Genomic DNA, 17,875 nt, shown 5'->3' with positions numbered 1-17,875 from the left:
CCTCACCCACTGGGTGGGACAAAGGAGGAGACAGTGTCCGAACACGGCATCGTACGCTGGAGTCGTTGGGCTGAGGGGACTTGGACGGCCGCCGTCGCACCGCACGGCGTCCTTCTGCTCCCCCCAGAGCTGCCCGAGGAGATGGTCACCGACCTGTGGAAGGAGCTGCGCTCCTCCCGGGGCAGTCTGACGGCGATCCTGGACCATCTGGTCATGGGCGCCGGCGGGCACCTGTCGAGCATCCCGGACTTCGCGCTGGTGGTCGCCGCCTCCGACGGCGTGCGCATGGCGGTACGGGGCGGGGTCGGCCTGGAGATCGACGGCGAGTCCGTCGACGCCGGCGGCGTGGCGACATGGCGGGAGATCTTCCTGCCCGGCTCCCCGGAGGTCATCCTGCGGGCGCCGGAGCCGACGGGGCCCGTGCTGCGCCCGGTCGTGGACGCCATCCTGACCGCCTCGGCCGTGTTCCCGGGGGACATGCCGGGCGCCCCCGACCCCGAGGAGCCCTCCGGCTCCGCCACCGAGCCGAGCCCGGGCCCCACGTCGCTTTTCACCCGCCCCGACGCCGCATCGGATCCGGCCGCCGGCGCTGGTCGAGCAGGCAGCGCCGACGCGCCCACCTCGCGAGCCCTCTCGCCCGCCTCGCCGGCGGCCCCCTCGCCCGCTGCGCCCGCTTCCTTCTCGCCGGCGGCCCCCTCACCCGCCTCACCGGCGGCCCCCTCAGCAGTCCTCTCGCCCCTCTCGCCGGCGGGCCTCTCGCCGGCCCCGGCCGCCGGCAGCGCCGACGACGCCGGGCCGGCTGCCCCGTCCCTTACCCCCGCCTCGCCGGCGGCGCCGTCACCCGCCTCGCCGGCGGACGCCCCCGAGCCTCCTTCACCCCTGTCGCCGGTCTCCTCCCCCGCTTCGCCGGAGACGCTTCCGTACGCCGAGGGTGACGTCGCGGTGGACGGCTCGGAGGTCGTCGAGCTCACCGAGGCGGAGGAGCCGCCCGCCGCCCGGTCCTACGACATCGACGTCGACGACGTTCCGGTGGACGGCTCGCAGGCGGTCGAGCTGGCCGACGCCGAGGGCGAGGCCGTGTCCGCGGACGAGCCGGACGATGCCGCTGACGGCGGCCCGCTCTCCGTCCCCGGCGCGGCCGCCCACGGCGCCGAGGACGCCGAGGACCTCGATCTCGAGGCCGCGCAGGCCGGGGACCATGACGGCTGGACGCTGGCGTCCCTGCCCGACGACCTGGTCGACGAGCTGGGCCCGCTGGTCTCCGGCAGGCCTGGCGCCTCCCCCTACGCCTCGGAGCCCTCGACCGACACGCCCGTGTCCCTGGCTGTGGCCATCCGGCAGCCCGACCTCCCGGCGGCGGGCCGTCAGGCCCTGTCGGTGCTCTGCCCGGAGGGACACGCCAACCCGACCAACTACGTGCGCTGCCGCGCCTGCGGTGCAGAGCTGTCCCAGCCGGCGCGCCTGATCACCTGCCCGCCGCTCGGGCGCCTGCGCCTGCCCTCCGGGCAGGCCGTCACCCTCGACCGCCCGATCCTGGTCGGCCGTCAGCCCTCGACCTTCGACGTGCCCCAGCTGGAGGGCCAGTCGCCGACACTGGTGACCGTGCCCAGCCCGGGGCAGCACGTCTCCCGCAACCACGTCCTCATCGAGCTCGACGAGTGGTCGGTCCTGGCGCGCAACCTGTCGGCGGGCAACGGCACCGTGCTCAAGCGCGAGGGCGCCGCCCCGCAGAAGCTGCCCTACACCGAGCCCATGGTCCTGCGCAACGGCGATGTCCTCGACCTCGGCGACGGTCAGTCGCTCGTGCTCGAGGACCTTCCGTGACGGGTTCCCCCCACGCCGCCCACCCCGAGATCACCGGGTACACCTACCGGCGCGAGCTGGGGGCGGGCGGCTACTCGCGCGTCTACCTCTACGAGCAGCACATGCCCCGGCGCGAGGTCGCGGTCAAGGTCATGGACACCGACGTCGCCGGCAGCTCGGCCTCCCGCTTCGAGTCCGAGGCCAACCTCATGGCCAAGGTCTCCTCCCACCCGGCGATCCTGTCCGTCTTCGGCGCGGGCGTGTCCTCCGACGGGCGCCCCTTCATCGTCATGGAGTACTGCCCTCCCCCGCAGCTGGGCATGCGGCTGCGGCAGAAGGTCATGACCATCCCCGAGACCCTGGACACTGCCATCCGCATCGCCGGGGCCGTCGAGACCGCGCACCGCGCGGGCATCATCCACCGCGACATCAAGCCCGCGAACATCCTGTTCACCGTCTACCGCCGTCCGGTCCTGGCCGACTTCGGGATCTCGGCCATGAGCGGGCCGCGGGACACCCCCAACGAGCTGCGCGGCATGAGCGTGCCCTGGGCCCCGCCGGAGCAGCTCGTCGGGTCGCGCAACGCCGAGCCCGCCACCGACGTCTACTCCCTGGCCGCCACCGTCTACGCGATGCTCACAGGCCACAGCCCCTTCGAGACCCCGGGGTCGTCCGAGGGGGTCTACGAGTTGGCCCGGCGCATCGTCAAGGACGCGGTCCCGCCCCTGGGGCGCCCCGACGTCCCGCTCTCGCTCGTGCGGGTCCTCACGGTCGCCCTGGAGAAGGACCCCGCCCGCCGCTACCCCACCATGCTCTCCTTCGCCCGGGCCCTCCAGCAGATCCAGGGCGAGCTCGGGCTGCCCACGACCGCCGTCGACCTCTACGACGACGGCGAGGACGAGGGCCCCGACCGGGCGCCGCTCGACGTCGACGACCCCGAGGCGACCCGCCTGGGCGTGTTCTCCCGCGTCGAGGAGCCCGTCGTCGTCCCCGCGGGCCCCGAGCCTCCCGCCGCCGAGCCGGAGGAGGCGCGCCGCCCCGGGGCATCGGCCCGCCTCGTGGCCGGTGCGGCCACGGTGGTCCTGATCGCCGTGGCCGCGGGCGCCATCTACGCCTCACGGGTCGCGCAGGACAGCCGGCCGTCCCCGACCTTCGCGACGCTGGCCCCGGGGCGCTCGGACCCCCTGGGCGCCACCGTGCCGGAGCCGCGCAACCTGCAGGGCTCGCTCGGCGCCAACGGGCAGGTCGATTTCACCTGGGAGGCGCCCGAGGACGGGTGGACCGGCGACTACCTGTATCGCAGCGACGTCGCGGGCAAGGAGAACGAGTCCCGTCAGCGGACCGAGAGCACGAGCGCGTCGCTGCCCGCCCAGGAGGGGACCACCTGCATCGCGGTCTTCAGCAGACGGCAGGACGGCAGGACGTCCGAGGCGGTCCGCGCCTGCGTACCCACGCCCTGACCGGGACTACGGGCTACCGGGGGCCGTCGGGACTTCAGTCCTCCACGCGGTAGGCGGCGCTGCCCAGCACGATGGTGGCGCCGGTGGGCACGGGGATCGACTCTCCGGGCTTGGCCACGGTGACGCGGCCGTCCTCCTCGACGCGGGTGCCGTTGGTCGAGTGCAGGTCGGTGAGCCACAGGCCACCTGGCGCCAGCGCGAGCGCCGCGTGAGTCTTGGAGATGGAGCGGTTGGCGTCCTTCAGGGACACGCAGGCGGCGCCGGGGTAGTCGGAGATGTTGTCCGGGTCCCGGCCCACGACGGTGGTGCTCGACAGCTCTACGGGGGCCCCGCCGGTCAGGGGGACCAGCCTGCTCGCGCGCGGGTCCTCGACCTGCCGGTGCCTGCCCCGGGCCGTGGGAGGCGAGGACGCCGAGACCACCGGCTGCGCCCCGGGGACCGAGTCCGCGCTGATCAAGGGCTCGGCCGGGGCGGCGGATCGGTCCGCCATGCGGGACCGAGCGGGCGGCGTCGAGGGGGAGGGGGACAGGGGCTCTGACGACGGCGGCACGATAATGGGCTCCTCCGGTGACGGCGAACGGGGCGCTGACGCGGGTGCTGTCACTGATGAGGGGACCATAACTTCGTACGGTGACGATGACGACACGCCGTGAGGAGTGGAGGACGCCGGTGTGTACGGGGGGGCGGAAGGGGCGCCGGCGGTGAACAGGGCGGCGGGACGGGGTCCCGCCGTGGGCGGAGCCACAGGGAAGGGGCCGACCGGAACCGGTGGGCTGGCGGGGGGAGGAGTCTGCTCCGGGGACGGCGGCAGCGGTCCCGGAGCCGGGGTCGGGGCCGAGGCGGCTGGGCCCGACGGGGCCGAGGCGGCTGGGCCCGACGGGGCCGAGGCGGCTGGGCCCGACGGGGCCGAGGCGGCTGGGCCCGACGGGGCCGAGGCGGCTGGGCCCGACGGGGCCGAGGCGGCGAAAGCGGTTCCTGTCGGGCTCGACGCCACCGGGAAGGCCTCGGTTTCGGCCGACGGCATGGAGTGCGGGCGCACCATTGGCGGAGGCGGGGAGAAGGGGTCCCCCACCGGGCCTGCGGACTCGGGTCCCGCCGTCGGGGCCGATGTCACGGGAGGGGGATCGTCCGGGGCCGAGGAGGCGGAGAAGGAGTCCGTTGCGCCCGGGCCGGCGGGAGTGAGGTCCTCCGGGGGCGCGGACATGAGCGGCGAGTGGTCCCCGGTCGGCGTGTCGAGCTGGGTCGGCACGGCAGCCCAGGGAACGGAGTCGATAATGGCACGGTCGGAGATCGGGGGCAGGGCCACGGCGCTCGTCGTGTCGACCGTGGAGCCGATGTCCGTCGAGGAGCCGTCGGGGTTGAGGAAGAACGCGTTGTCGGGGAAGACGCGGCCGCGCCCGCGCGCCGAGCCCCTCGCCGCCGAGTGCTGGGCGGGGGCGGCCGCCTGCGTCTGGTGCCTGATGGACTGGCGTCTCGGGGCCTGCCGCTTGGGGACCTGCTGCTTGACGTCCTGCCGTGGCTCCTGCCGCACGGGGGGAGCGTGCCGGCTGGGCGCCTGCCGCACGGGGGCCGCGGTGGGGCGGGTGGACACGGCCAGGATTCCAGCCATGCGATCGTGCCAGCCCTGCCCGTGCGGGTCGGCGGCCGCCGAGCGCATGAACATGAGTGCTCCCAGGCCCACGGTCACGCACAGCAGGTCGGCGTGGATGAACAGGCGCGTCTTCGGCGCCTCGCCGGTGGCCGCATCGACCAGGCGCACGCCCATGAGCCGGCCGCCCGGGCTCCAGCCGGTCAGGGCCAGGAGCAGCTCGCGGGGCACCGCAACGGCCGCGGCAGCCCCGAGCCACGCAATGGCGGCCTTGGGGATCATCAGGCCCAGGAGGAGCCCCAGCCCCGCCACCAGTGCGACGCCGCCGATGAGGTCGATCGCCCCGGCGATGACGCGGTTGCGCACCGCGGCGGGTGGAGCGGCGGCCTGGCTGTACGGCGGCATCGAGGTCACGAGCGCTTCCTCCTAGGTGCTGAGCTGGTGGTGGATCGTCGAGATGTGCGAGGGCGAAGCCTGTGCGGACGCCCCAGAGACCACGGCGACAGGCGTGCAGCGAGGCGCCGCATCCGGGAGCGGTCCGAGCCCATGGCGGGCACCATGGCGTCGGCCGACGCCCAGATTGTGCTCACAGCGTACGACGTCGGCACGCCCTTGCCGAAGACCTGACCATCGACAGCGGCTGCGAAACGTGTCAGCTCGGCGGTCGGAAAGGCCGGTGCGAGCGACGAGGCGGCCTCGCGGCGAGTGGCCCGCGGCGGTGTTCTGCGCCCGAAGTCACGTGCGCGGTCCACGACCTCGTCCCATGCGCCGAGCACCCCCTCGACCCCGCTGCGCCGTCGCCGCCGTCGCCGCCGCAGGGCCTTGGCCGCCAGGATCGTCGCAATCGGCAGCAGCACGACCCCCAGCCCGCCGGCGACCATGGCCACGATCCGGCCCAGGCCGCGGTCATCGTCGTCATTGGAGCTGTCGCGCTCCTCGTCCTCGTAGGACGGCGGCAGGTGGGCCGGGTCCTGAAGGGGCAGAGGGGGCTGAAGCACCTGCGGCTCGGGGTTGGAGACCTTCTCGGTCGTCTGCTGCTGGGGAACCTGGTCGCGGTCGGGGACCACATCGATAGTGACCCATCCCACGGAGCGGAAGGGGACCTCCACCCAGGCGCTGATGTCCTGGCCGGTGACATTGGCGGCATTGCCGTCCATGGTGGGTCGGAAGCCCATGACCACCCGCGCCGGGATCCCCAGCGAGCGGCACATGAGCATCATGAGGACCGAGTACTGCTCGTCGTCGCCGACCAGCGAGCCGGCGTCCACCATGGAGGCGATGCGGGCGGCGCCGTGCCCGGGTGGGGAGGGGCTCTTGGTGCCGTCGGAGTAGTAGCCGGCCCGCAGCGCCTGCTGCAGCATGCGGATCTGGGCCAGCGGCTCGGATGTCGTCCCGACCAGCGTCGCGGCCAGGGTCTGCACGGAGGGGGGCACGTCCTCGACCGGCCCCAGGGCGACGCTGTCAATGCCGGCCTCGGTCAGCTGCGCGTCCGTGGCCGTCGGAGGGGCCTGGACCTGCTCGGTCAGGACGTCGCCGCTGCTCAGGGACGCGGTGGTGATGCCGGTGGTGGAGAACACGTCGTAGTACAGGCTCTGGGAGACCTGGTCCGCGCGGGAGCCCGAGACCTCCAGGCTGAGGGTGTCGGCGACGGTGGGCACCCACGGGAAGTTGTAGTCGGCGATGCTCACGGTCACCTCGCGGGAGTCCTCCGAGCGCGTCAGGCCGCCGGCGGTCAGCGGGGTGTTGCGGCCGATGCGCTGGAAGCGGGCCGCGCCGGTCGCGGAGGCGCTGATGCGGGCCGACAGCCCGTCGTAGGAGTCCAGCGCGGCCAGGCGGATGCGGGTGGACTCGTCCGCGCCCGAGGCGGTCATCAGGGGCGTGGAGGCCATGTCCGTCTCCAGGGTCCGCACCAGGGACAGCGGCGTGGCGTACTCGGTCAGGTCCAGGGGCGGCTCGAACAGGTCGCGCAGCACCGTGCGGCTGTGCGGGGCCGCGGGGATGGCCAGCGCCACCACCGTGGAGGTGACCGTCAGCAGCGCCAGGACCCGCGCCAGTCCGAGCCGCGAGCCCCTGCCCACGCCCGCGTCACTGGTCTCCAGGACCTCCGCGACGCGCTCGCGCCGGCCGCGCTGCGCCGTCATGGCCCACAGCAGGAGCACGCCCGCCATGAGGCCCGCGCCCAGGGCGCTCGGGGCCAGGGCGGTGCGCACGCCCCAGGCGATGGCCACCCCCGCCTCGGCCAGGACGGCCGTGCCGGCGATGATCACGCGCCCCGACAGGACCGCCCGCGTGGCCAGGACCCCGGTGATCAGCCCCACCAGCCACGGCAGCACCGTCATGGTGGGGAAGGCGGTCAACGGCACCGGCAGGGTCAGGGCGTCGCGCCACACGGTGACCGTGGCCGCCAGGACCGCGCGCGCCGCCTTCCACCCGCTGCCGACGTCCGGCAGGACCCACGGGGCCAGGCCCACGTGGGCCAGCGCGGTCAGGGCCAGCGTGGGGGCGGGCCCCAGCCGGGCGGCCGCGCACACCAGGGCCACCACCACCCCGGTCCCGATCCCGCCGGCCGCGGCCCGCGCCCCGACGGGCGAGCCGAAGGGCGGCACGAACAGGACGGCGGCGACCAGGGCCAGGACGACGACGAGCACCAGGTCGATCCACCGCGACGGCGGCAGGCCCCTCAGGCCGGCCCGGGCCCGGCCGCGCCCGCCCGCGGGGACCGGGCGCGGGGCGCTCATGAGGCCCTCCTCATAATGCGGGGGAGGGACTGGACCCGGTCCAGGTCGTAGGCGGTCAGCCCGCCCGCGGCGTGGCGCTCCATGGACTGCGAGCCGCAGCGCAGCGCCAGGACGACCGCGTCCAGGGGCGTGAGGGTGCGCACGCGCGCCAGGGTCTGCTTCTCGCAGCGCTGCCCGGTGACCAGGATGATCACGGAGGCCTCGGGGTGGCGAGCGGCGGCCTGGCGGGCCAGGTCGTCGCAGCCCGCCTCGGCCGTCGAGGTCACCAGGCAGGAGGCGTCGAGCAGCTGCAGGCCGGTGGTAGTGGGCAGCTCGTCGTCCTGGGTCGCCAGCGTGACCTCGCGGCCGTCGCGGATGGCGTTCAGGCACAGGGAGCAGGCCACCGACACGGCCGTCTCGAAGTCCTCCTCCACCTCGTAGTCGTCAATGAGGCAGTCCAGGAGGATCAGGAGGCTGGAGCGGTGCGTCTCCTCGAACTGGCGGACCATGAGGCGCCCGGTGTGGGCGGTGGTGCGCCAGTGGATGTTGCGGCGGTCGTCGCCGGGCACGTAGTCGCGCAGGGCGTGGAAGGAGACGTCGGAACTGGACAGCTCCTGGGTGACGGCCCCCTCGACGTCGCGCATGAGGCCGTGCAGGGAGGAGCCCACGTGAACGGTGCGCGGGTGGATGTGGACGAGCTGGGCCCGGGTGCGGGTGCGCTCGCGGCGCAGCAGCCCGATCGGGTCGGCCGAGACCGAGACCACGGGCCCGACGGTGACGACGCCGCGCCGCGCGGTCGGCAGCACGAAGCCGCGCTCGTGGACGGCGGCGGAGCGCAGGGTGGGCACGGCGAAGACGGCGGTGCCCGGGCCCACGGGCATCTCCATGCGCGCGGGCAGCAGCGGGCGGCCGGTCGGGTTGAGGACCGTCAGGTGGATGATCGCCTCGTCGCCGACCGTCACGCGCGGCTCCAGCAGCTCGTGGGAGACGCGGTGCGCGCCGCGCGGCAGGAGCCACAGCCAGGAGGTGCCCACGACGACGGCGAGGACCGCGGCCGCGCTCCACGCCTCCTGCCAGCCCAGGCGGACGGCGGCCAGACCGGTGGCGACCAGGAGCAGCAGGCACGCCCAGCCGGTGGGGGTCACCACGCTCAGCGTCCAGCCGGGGGCGGACGCGCCGTTGATAATGCGGCGCAGCGGGAGCGACTCGTGCCATGCGGGCGCCGAGGCCCCCAGGGACCTTGCGGGTCTTGCGGGTCTTGAGGGCGCAGCGCTGCGCGGGCGGGCGCCGTCGCGTCCGGACCGTGGCGGTGGGGTGGGCTGAGATGTGGGCATAGTGCTGCGCCGTCACTTGCTGTCGGGTGTTTGTCGGGTGCTGTGTCGGGACGATGGGGCGGGGCTAGAGGCGGGTCGTGGGCGCGGGCGTCTCCTCCAGGGCGCGGGTGATGACGCCGCGGGCGGTGGCGCCGGAGAACTCGGCGTCGGGGTCCATGACCAGTCGGTGGGCCCAGATGACCTCGGCGAGCTCCTTGACGTCGTCGGGCAGGACGTAGGCGCGCCCGCGGGAGGCGGCCCACACGCGGGCGGCGCGCGTCATGGCGATGGCGCCGCGGGTGGACACGCCCAGGCGCGTGTCGGGAGATCTCCGGGTGGCCTCCACGAGCGCGCCGATGTAGTCCAGGACCGAGTCCTCGACGTGGTTGCCCGCCGCCAGGTCTGCCATCTGGGCGACCGCCGGAGCGGTGATGACGGTCTTGAGCGACTTGGAGCGGTCCGGCTTGGCGGAGCCGGCGAGGATCTGGGTCAGGGCCCTGCGGTCGGGGTAGCCGATGGTGGTCTTGACCAGGAAACGGTCCAGCTGGGCCTCGGGCAGGCGGTAGGTGCCGGCCTGCTCGATGGGGTTCTGAGTGGCGATGACCATGAAGGGGCGGCCGGTCTCGTGGCGCTCGCCGTCGACGGTGACCGTGGACTCCTCCATGACCTCCAGCAGGGCGGACTGGGTCTTGGGCGAGGCGCGGTTGATCTCGTCGGCCAGGAGGACGGAGGCGAAGACGGGGCCCGCGTGGAACTCCCACTCGTGGGTCTTCTGGTCGAAGATGGTCACGCCCGTGATGTCGCTGGGCAGCAGGTCGGGGGTGAACTGGATGCGCGAGTGGGTGCCCTGGACGGTGGCGGCCAGCGCGCGGGCCAGGGCGGTCTTGCCAGTCCCGGGGGCGTCCTCCAGCAGGAGGTGCCCCTCGGCGAGCATAGTCGTCAGCGCCAGGCGCACCACGTCCTCCTTGCCCAGGAGGGCCTGGCCGACATTGTCGACGATGCGCGTGAAGGTGTCGGCGAACCATCTGGCGTTTTCCTGCGAAAGGGCCATGGGCTGACGGGCCTCCTAGAAAGTGGAATGCGTGGAAGTGGTGAGAACGAGCGTGCGAAGCCTACTGCTGGGTGCAGGTGACCTGGAGGTCGGAGGTCGGGCTGCGGTGCGGGAAGACCTTGCGCCCCCCGCCCGAGGAGTCCACGGTGACGCTGCCCGTGTAGGGCCTGATCTGACCGTCAGCGCGGTCCTGGTAGTCGTAGCTGCACGACACGGAGCTGTTCGGCTTGAATCCCGACACGTCCACGACGATCTTCCAGCAGAAGTTGCGGCGGAAGCCGGTCTCGTCCAGGTCCTGCTGGGTGCACTGAGCCTCCGGCGTGTCCGTGGTGATGTAGAAGGACCTCGACGCCCCGCCCGCGGTCGCCGAGTCGCATGACCAGGCGGTGGTGCCGGCGCCGTTGGAGGCGCGCACGCACCAGGTCGCCGTCCTCCCGGCGCCGGGGTCGAGCACCTTGACATAGCCCTCCGAGACGGGCCCGGCCCCGGCACCGTCGGAGGACGTCGCCTGCTCATAGGTGACGGCCTGCCCGCCGGTGTCCCCGGGCGTGAAGGTGCAGCGCACGGAGGCCCCGGACGGCGCGCAGGACACCGTCGGGGCCCCGGGCGGCCCGTAGGGCCTGGCCGTGTTGCCCGTCGTCGATGAGGAGACCGAGCCGTCGGAGGCGACGACGCGGGCGGTGATGGTGTAGCCCCGGCCGTTCCACAGGCCGGTGAAGTGCGTGCCCCCGGTCCAGCTGGCGCCGCCGTCGATGGAGTACTCCACGCGGAGCTCGCCGGCGGACCAGCCGTTGCCCGCGCTCGCGTAGGCGGGGGTGACGACGTCGAGGGCGCCAGAGGCCCCGCTGGCCGCGATGACCGGTGAGGACGGCGGGTTCGGGGAGCCCGTGACCTTGAAGTCCGTGGACGGCGACTCCGCGGAGCTGCCGCCGTGGGAGGCGGTGATGCTGATGGTGTAGTTGCCCGGCGACAGCGGGACGAAGGCGCTGGTGCCGGTGCCCGCGTCGATCGAGGTCGAGGCGTCGCCCCGGACGTTGACGGTGTAGGAGACGCGCGCGCCCGCGCCGGCCGAGCTCCAGGAGACGCTGACCCCGCCGGCCGCCTGCTGCACCGAGGGCTTGCCCGGAGCGCTCCACGGGCCGGCGGCGTTCGACGTCGTCCACTCCGAGGTGCCGCTGCCGGCCACGACGGCGCGGACCTTGGCCACATAGCTGCCGGAGCCCACGTAGAAGGTGACCGAGGTGCCGCTGGTCGCCTGCCGCTGGCCGTCGTCGAGCTGCACCTCGTAGGTGACGCCCCAGCCCTCGGCGTTGACGGGCGACCAGGAGGCGGTGACCTCGCCCTGGCCCCCGGTGAGGGTGACGCCCGAGGGCCGCGGAGGGGTGACCGACAGGACCTTGGGCGTCGAGGCGGCCGAGGGCTCCGAGGAGCCGGCGGCGTTGGTGGCCACCACTCGGAAGGAGTAGGTGCCGCCCGTCTGCAGGCCGGAGGCCTCGCAGGGCGAGCCCGTGCACTGCCAGGTGCCGGCGCCGCCGACCTCGGTGAGCGTGTAGGAGGTGATGGTCGAACCGTGGTCCGACCCGGGCGTCCAGGTCACCGTCATGGCGGAGGAGCCGCGGGGCTCCGCGCTCACCCCGACCGGAGGGGCCGGGACGCCCGAGACCGTCACGGTCACCGTCCCGCTGACGCCGCGCGACGCGGCGCCGGTGGCGTCCAGCGCCCGGTAGCCCACCACCAGGCGCCCGGTGAAGCCGGAGGCGGGGCTGATGGTCAGCGTCGTGCCCGACGCCGACACGCTGCCCTGCCCGGAGGTGACCGCCGGCGCGTCCGCCAGTGTGATCGGCTTGCCGGGGAAGGGGTTGGTCACCAGGGAGGCCACGTCCACGGTCACCGGCGAGCCGTCCGAGGCCAGCGTCGCCGGCGCCGCCGTCATGAGAGGCTTGGTGGAGTCGACCACCTTCAGCGGCAGCTCGGCGCTCACCCCCGGATTCGCCCCGTCGTTCACGGTGACGGTCACGTCCCCGGTGGTGCCGACGGCGGCGCCCTCGGCCGCGCTGACCGACAGCGTCGAGCCGGACAGGCTCACCTCGAAGCCGCTGGGCGCCGAGCCGGCGGTGAAGGAGAGGCTGTCGCCGTCGGGGTCCTTGGTCATGGCGGCCAGGTCCGCGTTGGTGGCGCCCTCGCCGGGGGCCACCACGATCTGCGTGGGGGTGAGCACGGGGGCCGTGTTCGTCGTGGACTCCACGAGCACCGGCAGCGTCAGGGGCGAGCTCAGGGCGTCCTCCCCGGTGCCGTCGGCCACCGTCATGGTCACCGAGGTCTGCCCGAGGAAGCCCGCCGTCGGCGTGAGGGACACGGTGCCGCCCCCGCCGGCCGTGGCCGAGTCCAGGCCGTTGCCGGTGCGCAGGGTCGAGGAGTCCGTGATCGTCAGCGAGGTGCCGGCGCGGGACATGATGTAGGTGGACAGGCTGACCTCCGTGGTGCGGCCCGCGGGGATGCGCACCGGCACCGTCGTGGAGTTCAGGCGCGGCCGCAGCTCGGAGCGGGCGGGCACGACCACCACGGCCCTGCCCGTCAGACCGTCGACGTCGGTGATCGTGTAGAGCACGAAGCGCCGCTCCTCGCCGACGGTCACCTGGATGGCCTGGCTGTCGGTCACCTGGGCGGTCGGGTCGTCGGTGGTCAGGGTCAGGTCCCAGGGGGAGCCGTCGGCGTCGGAGTCGTTGTCCAGGACCGGCACGACCACCGTGCCGTCGGCGTCGACCTTGTCCACGGTGACGTAGTCGTCCACGCCCACCGGGTTGGCCGCGGGCGCGTCGGCGTCCACCTGCACCGTCAGGGTGCCCACGTCGGTGCCGCCGCGGGAGTCGGAGACGGTGTAGTGCACCGTGCGCACGCCCTCGGTGGCGGGCAGGTTGAGCACTACCCGGTTGGAGCGCACGGATACGCCCAGGGCGTCGTCGTCGGGGGTGGGCGTGCCCTCCAGGACGAGGTTGTCGCCGTCGGCGTCCAGGTCGTTGGTGAGCACGTCCACAGCCACCGTGCGCCCGGGCTTGGCCACCACCGTGTCGTCGGTGGCCACCGGCGCCGTGTTGGTCGCCGAGGTCGGCGCCACGCCGACGCGCACCGTGGCGCTCGCCTGGGCGCCGAAGCGGTCCTGGACGGTGTAGGTGAAGGTGTCCGTGCCCGTCGTGCCGTCGGTGGGCGTGTAGGTCAGCCGGGAGCTGTCGACCTGGACGGTGCCGCCGGTGGGCGGCTGGTTGAGGCCCACCAGGCTGACCGAGTCGCCGTCGGCGTCGATATTGTCCAGCGGCACGGTGATGTCGACGGGCTCGCCCGCCACCGTGCTCGCCTCCAGGTTCTGCGGGCTGGGGGCGGTGTTGGAGGCGTCGTCGCGGTCGCGCACCTCGATGTCGAGCTGGCCGGTGGCGGTCTGGCCCAGCGTGTCGGTGGCCGTGTAGGTCAGGGTGGTGCGTCCCGGGAGGTCGCCGGCCTTCATGCGCACCGAGTCCTCGGAGACCCAGGCGGTGCCCAGCGAGTCCCCCACAGTGCCGAGCCGGTCGGTCAGTGTCAGTGCCAGCCCCGACGGCGAGGTGTCGTTGTCGAGCACCGGGACGGTGACGACGTCGCCCACCCGCACCACCGCGGTGTCCGAGGCGGTGACCGGGACCTGCGCCTCGCTGGAGGTGATGGGCACGACCGTCACGTGCCCGGTCGCCGTCGAGGCGCCGTTGGACACCGTGTACTCCAGGTCCACCTGCTCGGGCACGGCGCCCGCCGCGGTGATCTGCAGCAGCGAGTGGTTGACCACCGTGACCGTCACCCCCGAGTCCGGGGGCGCCGAGGCCGACTGGAGCACGAGGATCCCCCCGGAGGGGTCGAAGTCGTTGCTCAGTGGGGCGATCGTGACCGCGCCGCCCTCGCGCAGCAGCGCCGTGTCGTTCTCGGGCACGGGCGGCACCGCGGAGTCGGAGGCGGGCGCCACATCGACGCGCACCACGCCCTTGGCCACCGCCGCCCCGGCCGAGACGTCGTAGGTGAGGTAGTAGGTCCCCGCCGCCTCCGCCTTGAAGGTGACGGTGCCCGCCTGGCGGTTGATCTCGGCGGTGGTGCCGGTGGGGGGCTCCTCCAGGCCGGCCAGGCTCAGCGGGTCCCCGGTGGGGGAGGAGTCGTTGTCCAGGGGGGAGAAGACCGCCTGGGAGCCGGCGACGACGTGGACGTGGTCCGCGTTGGCGATCGGCACCGCCGAGTCGGCGGACTGCACGTCCACGTCCACCGTGCCCGAGGTCGTCTCGCGGCCGTCGGAGACGACGACGGTCAGCGGGCGGGTGCCCGGGGTGCCCGTCAGGTCGCGCACGGTGACCGTGCCCTCGTTCGTGGTGCGCACGTCCAGGCCCTCGCCCTGGGCGGAGACCAGGTAGAGGGTGTCGCCGTCGGGGTCCCGCCAGGTGCCCAGCACGCTGGCGGAGGCCGAGGCGGTGCCCGAGACCACGATCTTCGGGGTGGTGGTCTGCTCGGGGGCGCCGTTGACGTCCCAGGGGTGCACCTCGACGGTGGCCACGGCCGAGTCGGACAGGCCCCGCCCGTCGTCGGCCGTGTAGGGGATGGTGATGGTGCCGGAGGCGTCCTCGGCCGTGTTCAGCCGCAGCGCGAGGCCGTCCTGCGCCTGGGAGACCGTGCCGCCCGCGGCCCCCTCGCCGGGGACCGCGGTGAGCACGTCGCCGTCCTGGTCGGTGTCGTTGGCCAGCACCGGCAGGATGGTGGAGCGGCCCGGGCGCACGCCGAAGGAGTCGTCCACGGCCTCGGGCGGGTGGTTCTCCTCGGTGCGCTCGGGCAGGGACTGGGACTCGCTGGTCTGGGCCGAGTCGTCCTTGTTGGTGGCGTCCTCGTCGGTCTGGGAGGTGATGTCGGTCCAGTTCTCGACCAGGACGAGCTCCTCGTCGGGGAGCCACACGGTGCCCTCGACGAGGTCGTTGAGGACGATGGCGTCCCGGTTGACGCGGAAGACGGGCGTGGTGGAGGAGGCGAGCTTCTCGTCGTGGCGGGTCTCGGCCTGCCCCGAGCACTGGCGCACGAACTGGCCCGACCCGGACCAGGCGGCGTACGCGCACTCGCCCAGGCGCACCGGCGCGGCGGCCACGCCCACGGGCGGCTCGCCCTCGTCGGAGGCGGGCAGGGTCGTGGACCCCGAGCCGTCCATGCTCACGCTCAGCAGCGCGGTGCGGGAGGCCACCAGGACGGTGTCGGAGTCGGGCCCCGGCTGCTGGAGGGTCAGGCCCGCCTCGCCCAGGTCGAGGGTCTTGCCGCCGGGCAGGTGGAGCACGCCCGTGCCGCGCTCCAGCACGACGGTCCGCGTGCCGACGGCGGTCACCGCCACGTCCGTGCCGGCCGTGAGCGAGGCCGCCTCGGTCCTGGGCCTGTCCCACCCGGAGGAAAGCACCGGGACGGTCGTGACCGTGCCGGTCTTGGGGGACACCGCGTGGACCGAGCCGTCGGTGCCGGCGACCGCCACGACCTCGGGCTCGCCCTCGATCAGCGCCGGGGCCGCGGACAGGGAGCCGACGGCGGTGACCGTGGTCGCGCGCACGGTGCCCTCGGCGGAGTTGACGGAGATGACCCGGTTCGCGCCCTGGGAGATGGTGACCCCGCTGGTCAGCGGCGCCCCCGTGGACAGCGAGACGGTGGTGGGGTCCACCGTGGAGACGGTGGAGGCGGCCGTGTCGGGGACCAGGACGCTGTCGGCGCTCTGGGTGACGTCGAAGCTGTCCGAGGCGGTGCGGATGGCGCCGTCAACCTGGCGGGAGGGGTAGTTCAGCCGCGCCACGAGGTGCTGGGTGGTGCTGGTGACCCACACCCCGCCGTCGTTGAGCTCGACGTCGGCCTGCGAGGCGCCCTTGTGCAGCCAGGCCGCGGCCGCCAGCGCGGCGAGGGCCAGCGCGGCGAGCACGGCGGACATCTGACGGCGCGTCAGGCGGCGGGTGCGGAGGCGTTGCGGGAGGGCGAGGCGCACGGGCGCTCACCGCCTGTCCGGCACGGGGGTGCGCGCAGCAACCTCCTGAGCGAGCACGCGGCGCAGCATGGTCGAGGACGTGGTGGGGGTGTAGGGCAGGTAGACCACCCGGGCGCCCACCTCCTCGATCTGCGCCTCAAGGGCACGGCCCTTTTCGGTTCCCCTCCAGTCGGTGCCCTTGAACAGGACGTCGAAGGGGCAGCGCCGCCAGGCCAGGCGCTTGTCCTGGTCCAGGTCCGGCACGACGGCGTCGACCATCCGCAGGGCGCCCACCAGCGCCATGCGCTCGGTGTGGGGCACGATGGGCGGGCGGCCCTTCATGCGCTCCAGGGAGTCGTCGGTGGCGACGCCCACAATGAGGCGGTCGCACCGGGCGGCTGCGGAGTTGAGGATGTTGAGATGCCCGATGTGGAGCATATCGAAGCCACCGGGTACGTAGCCGGTGAGCATCAGTAGGCTCCCCGTCCCCCGACGACGGCTTTCAGAGTGCTGGCGAGGATCTCCACGTCCAGCTGCGCACCGCGGTTCTCCACGTAGTGCCGGTCCAGGGCGACAGTGGAGTCCCACGACAGGTCCGAGCGGCCCGAGACCTGCCACAGGCCGGTCAGACCGGGCTTGACCAGGAGGCGACGGCGGGCCTCGGCGTCGTACTCGGCGACCTCCTGGGGCAGCGCCGGCCGGGGGCCGACCAGGCTCATGTCCCCGCGCACCACGTTGAGGAGCTGGGGGAGCTCGTCCAGGGAGGTGCGGCGCAGCACACGGCCGACTCGCGTGATACGCGGGTCCTGACGATCCTTGAAGAGCACCTTGTTGCCGGCGTCCCCGCCCGCGGCGACGACGGCCGCACGGCGCGCGTCCGCGTCGATGTACATCGAGCGGAGCTTGAACATGGTGAAGTGGCGGCCGCGCTCGCCCACGCGGACCTGGGTGTAGAAGGCGGGGCCGGGGGAGTCCAGGCGGACCGCCGCGGCGGCGGCCAGGAGGATCGGGCCGGCGATGACGAGGAGCAGGCACGCGGCCGCGCGGTCGGCGATGTCCTTGGTCACCAGCCGCACCCGGCGCAGGCGCACGTCGATGAGCCCGCTCCAGCCGTGGGTGACCGGCAGGCCGCGCATGCGCCCGGGGACGACGTCCTGGAGGCCGGGGGCGACCACGAGGCGGGCGGAGGTCGCCTCCAGGGCCCGCATGATGGACACCAGCGAGTCCGGGGTCACACCGCCCAGCGTCATGACGACGTCGATGTGCTCGGAGTGGACCGTGTGCCGGATCGAGTCGGCGTCGCCCAGGGGGGCGGCCGACGGCGAGCGGCTGGTGGTGGCCGACAGGTAGCCGACGACCAGGAAGCCGTCGCCCGGGTGGCGGTGCAGCTGGCGCAGGATCACCTCGGCGCCCGTGCCCATGACGATGAGCGTGCGCCGCAGGCCGTGGCCGTCCATGCGGCAGCGGCGCAGCCAGGCGCTCTCAATGCTCCGGTTGACAATGGCCAGCATCGCCTGGGCGACGAGCAGGACCAGGACGGTGATGATCGAGGAGGCGGGCATCAGGGCCTGGGCGGCGAGGACGGCGACCGGCGCGACCACCGCGGTCGCGGTCACCAGACGGCCCCAGCCGGAGCGGGCCTGGTCGACGACGTCGACCCGCATCGCCCCGAGGGACCAGGCCAGCACCATCATGACGACGCCGGTGGCGGCCGTCATGAGCGCGCCGACCGGGTTGACCAGGGCGCGCGCCAGGGCGGGCGTGATGATGGCGGCGACGTCTCCCAGCAGGAGCCAGGTGAGCAGGTCGCGACGCATGACCGGCCAGGATGTGAAGCCGGGCGAGTCCAGCGGGGGAAGGTACCCGCGTGTGCCCGCCCGCAGCGAGCGCCTCGAGGCGGAACGCTGTGGGGACTGGAGCGGGATAGTGGGCTGCAAGGCTTCTCCGTGAGGGC

The 17,875-nt window shown here is 73.9% G+C and carries 9 protein-coding genes; 2 read left to right on the top strand and 7 right to left on the bottom strand.

Annotation, left to right across the window (positions count from 1 at the left end; genetic code table 11):
- Window positions 1–141: 141 nt before the first annotated feature.
- Together AIF0345_RS13375 and AIF0345_RS13370 are read left to right on the top strand one after the other, a co-directional pair.
- Complete coding sequence (locus AIF0345_RS13375) at window positions 142–1,824, top strand: FHA domain-containing protein (protein WP_268918056.1); 1,683 nt, start codon at window positions 142–144, stop codon at window positions 1,822–1,824.
- Entirely contained in the window at window positions 1,821–3,263 is a 1,443-nt protein-coding gene (locus AIF0345_RS13370) for a serine/threonine-protein kinase (RefSeq protein WP_268918057.1), read from the top strand. The genes AIF0345_RS13375 and AIF0345_RS13370 overlap by 4 nt, the downstream gene beginning before the upstream one ends.
- Before the next feature lie 34 nt (window positions 3,264–3,297).
- Here AIF0345_RS13370 and AIF0345_RS13365 read toward each other — a convergent pair whose 3' ends face one another.
- The 7 genes from AIF0345_RS13365 to AIF0345_RS13335 all read right to left on the bottom strand — a co-directional run bounded on the left by AIF0345_RS13365 (window position 3,298) and on the right by AIF0345_RS13335 (window position 17,858).
- Complete coding sequence (locus AIF0345_RS13365; RefSeq protein WP_285297948.1) at window positions 3,298–5,256, bottom strand: RDD family protein; 1,959 nt, start codon at window positions 5,254–5,256, stop codon at window positions 3,298–3,300.
- Between the two features lie 5 nt (window positions 5,257–5,261).
- Window positions 5,262–7,589, bottom strand: a complete 2,328-nt coding sequence (locus AIF0345_RS13360; RefSeq protein ID WP_268918058.1) for a transglutaminase-like domain-containing protein — start codon at window positions 7,587–7,589, stop codon at window positions 5,262–5,264.
- The gene (locus AIF0345_RS13355; RefSeq protein WP_268918059.1) at window positions 7,586–8,713 is read right to left on the bottom strand and encodes a DUF58 domain-containing protein; all 1,128 of its coding nucleotides are present in this window, start codon (window positions 8,711–8,713) and stop codon (window positions 7,586–7,588) included. Before AIF0345_RS13355 ends, AIF0345_RS13360 begins: the two co-directional genes overlap by 4 nt.
- A gap of 253 nt (window positions 8,714–8,966) precedes the next feature.
- A complete protein-coding gene (locus AIF0345_RS13350) occupies window positions 8,967–9,932 on the bottom strand; it encodes an AAA family ATPase (protein WP_043562718.1) in 966 nt (321 codons plus the stop codon).
- Between the two features lie 61 nt (window positions 9,933–9,993).
- A complete protein-coding gene (locus AIF0345_RS13345; RefSeq protein WP_404976014.1) occupies window positions 9,994–15,888 on the bottom strand; it encodes an Ig-like domain-containing protein in 5,895 nt (1,964 codons plus the stop codon).
- A 60-nt stretch (window positions 15,889–15,948) separates the two neighbouring features.
- Complete coding sequence (locus AIF0345_RS13340) at window positions 15,949–16,392, bottom strand: adenylyltransferase/cytidyltransferase family protein (protein ID WP_043562724.1); 444 nt, start codon at window positions 16,390–16,392, stop codon at window positions 15,949–15,951.
- Window positions 16,392–17,858 (bottom strand): exopolysaccharide biosynthesis polyprenyl glycosylphosphotransferase, encoded by a 1,467-nt coding sequence (locus AIF0345_RS13335; RefSeq protein WP_311136090.1) that lies wholly within the window; start codon window positions 17,856–17,858, stop codon window positions 16,392–16,394. The genes AIF0345_RS13340 and AIF0345_RS13335 overlap by 1 nt, the downstream gene beginning before the upstream one ends.
- Between the last annotated feature and the right edge of the window lie 17 nt (window positions 17,859–17,875).

Source organism: Actinomyces israelii (assembly GCF_030253495.1).
Classification (GTDB): domain Bacteria; phylum Actinomycetota; class Actinomycetes; order Actinomycetales; family Actinomycetaceae; genus Actinomyces; species Actinomyces israelii.
This window is presented reverse-complemented; position numbering and strand designations above follow the sequence as displayed.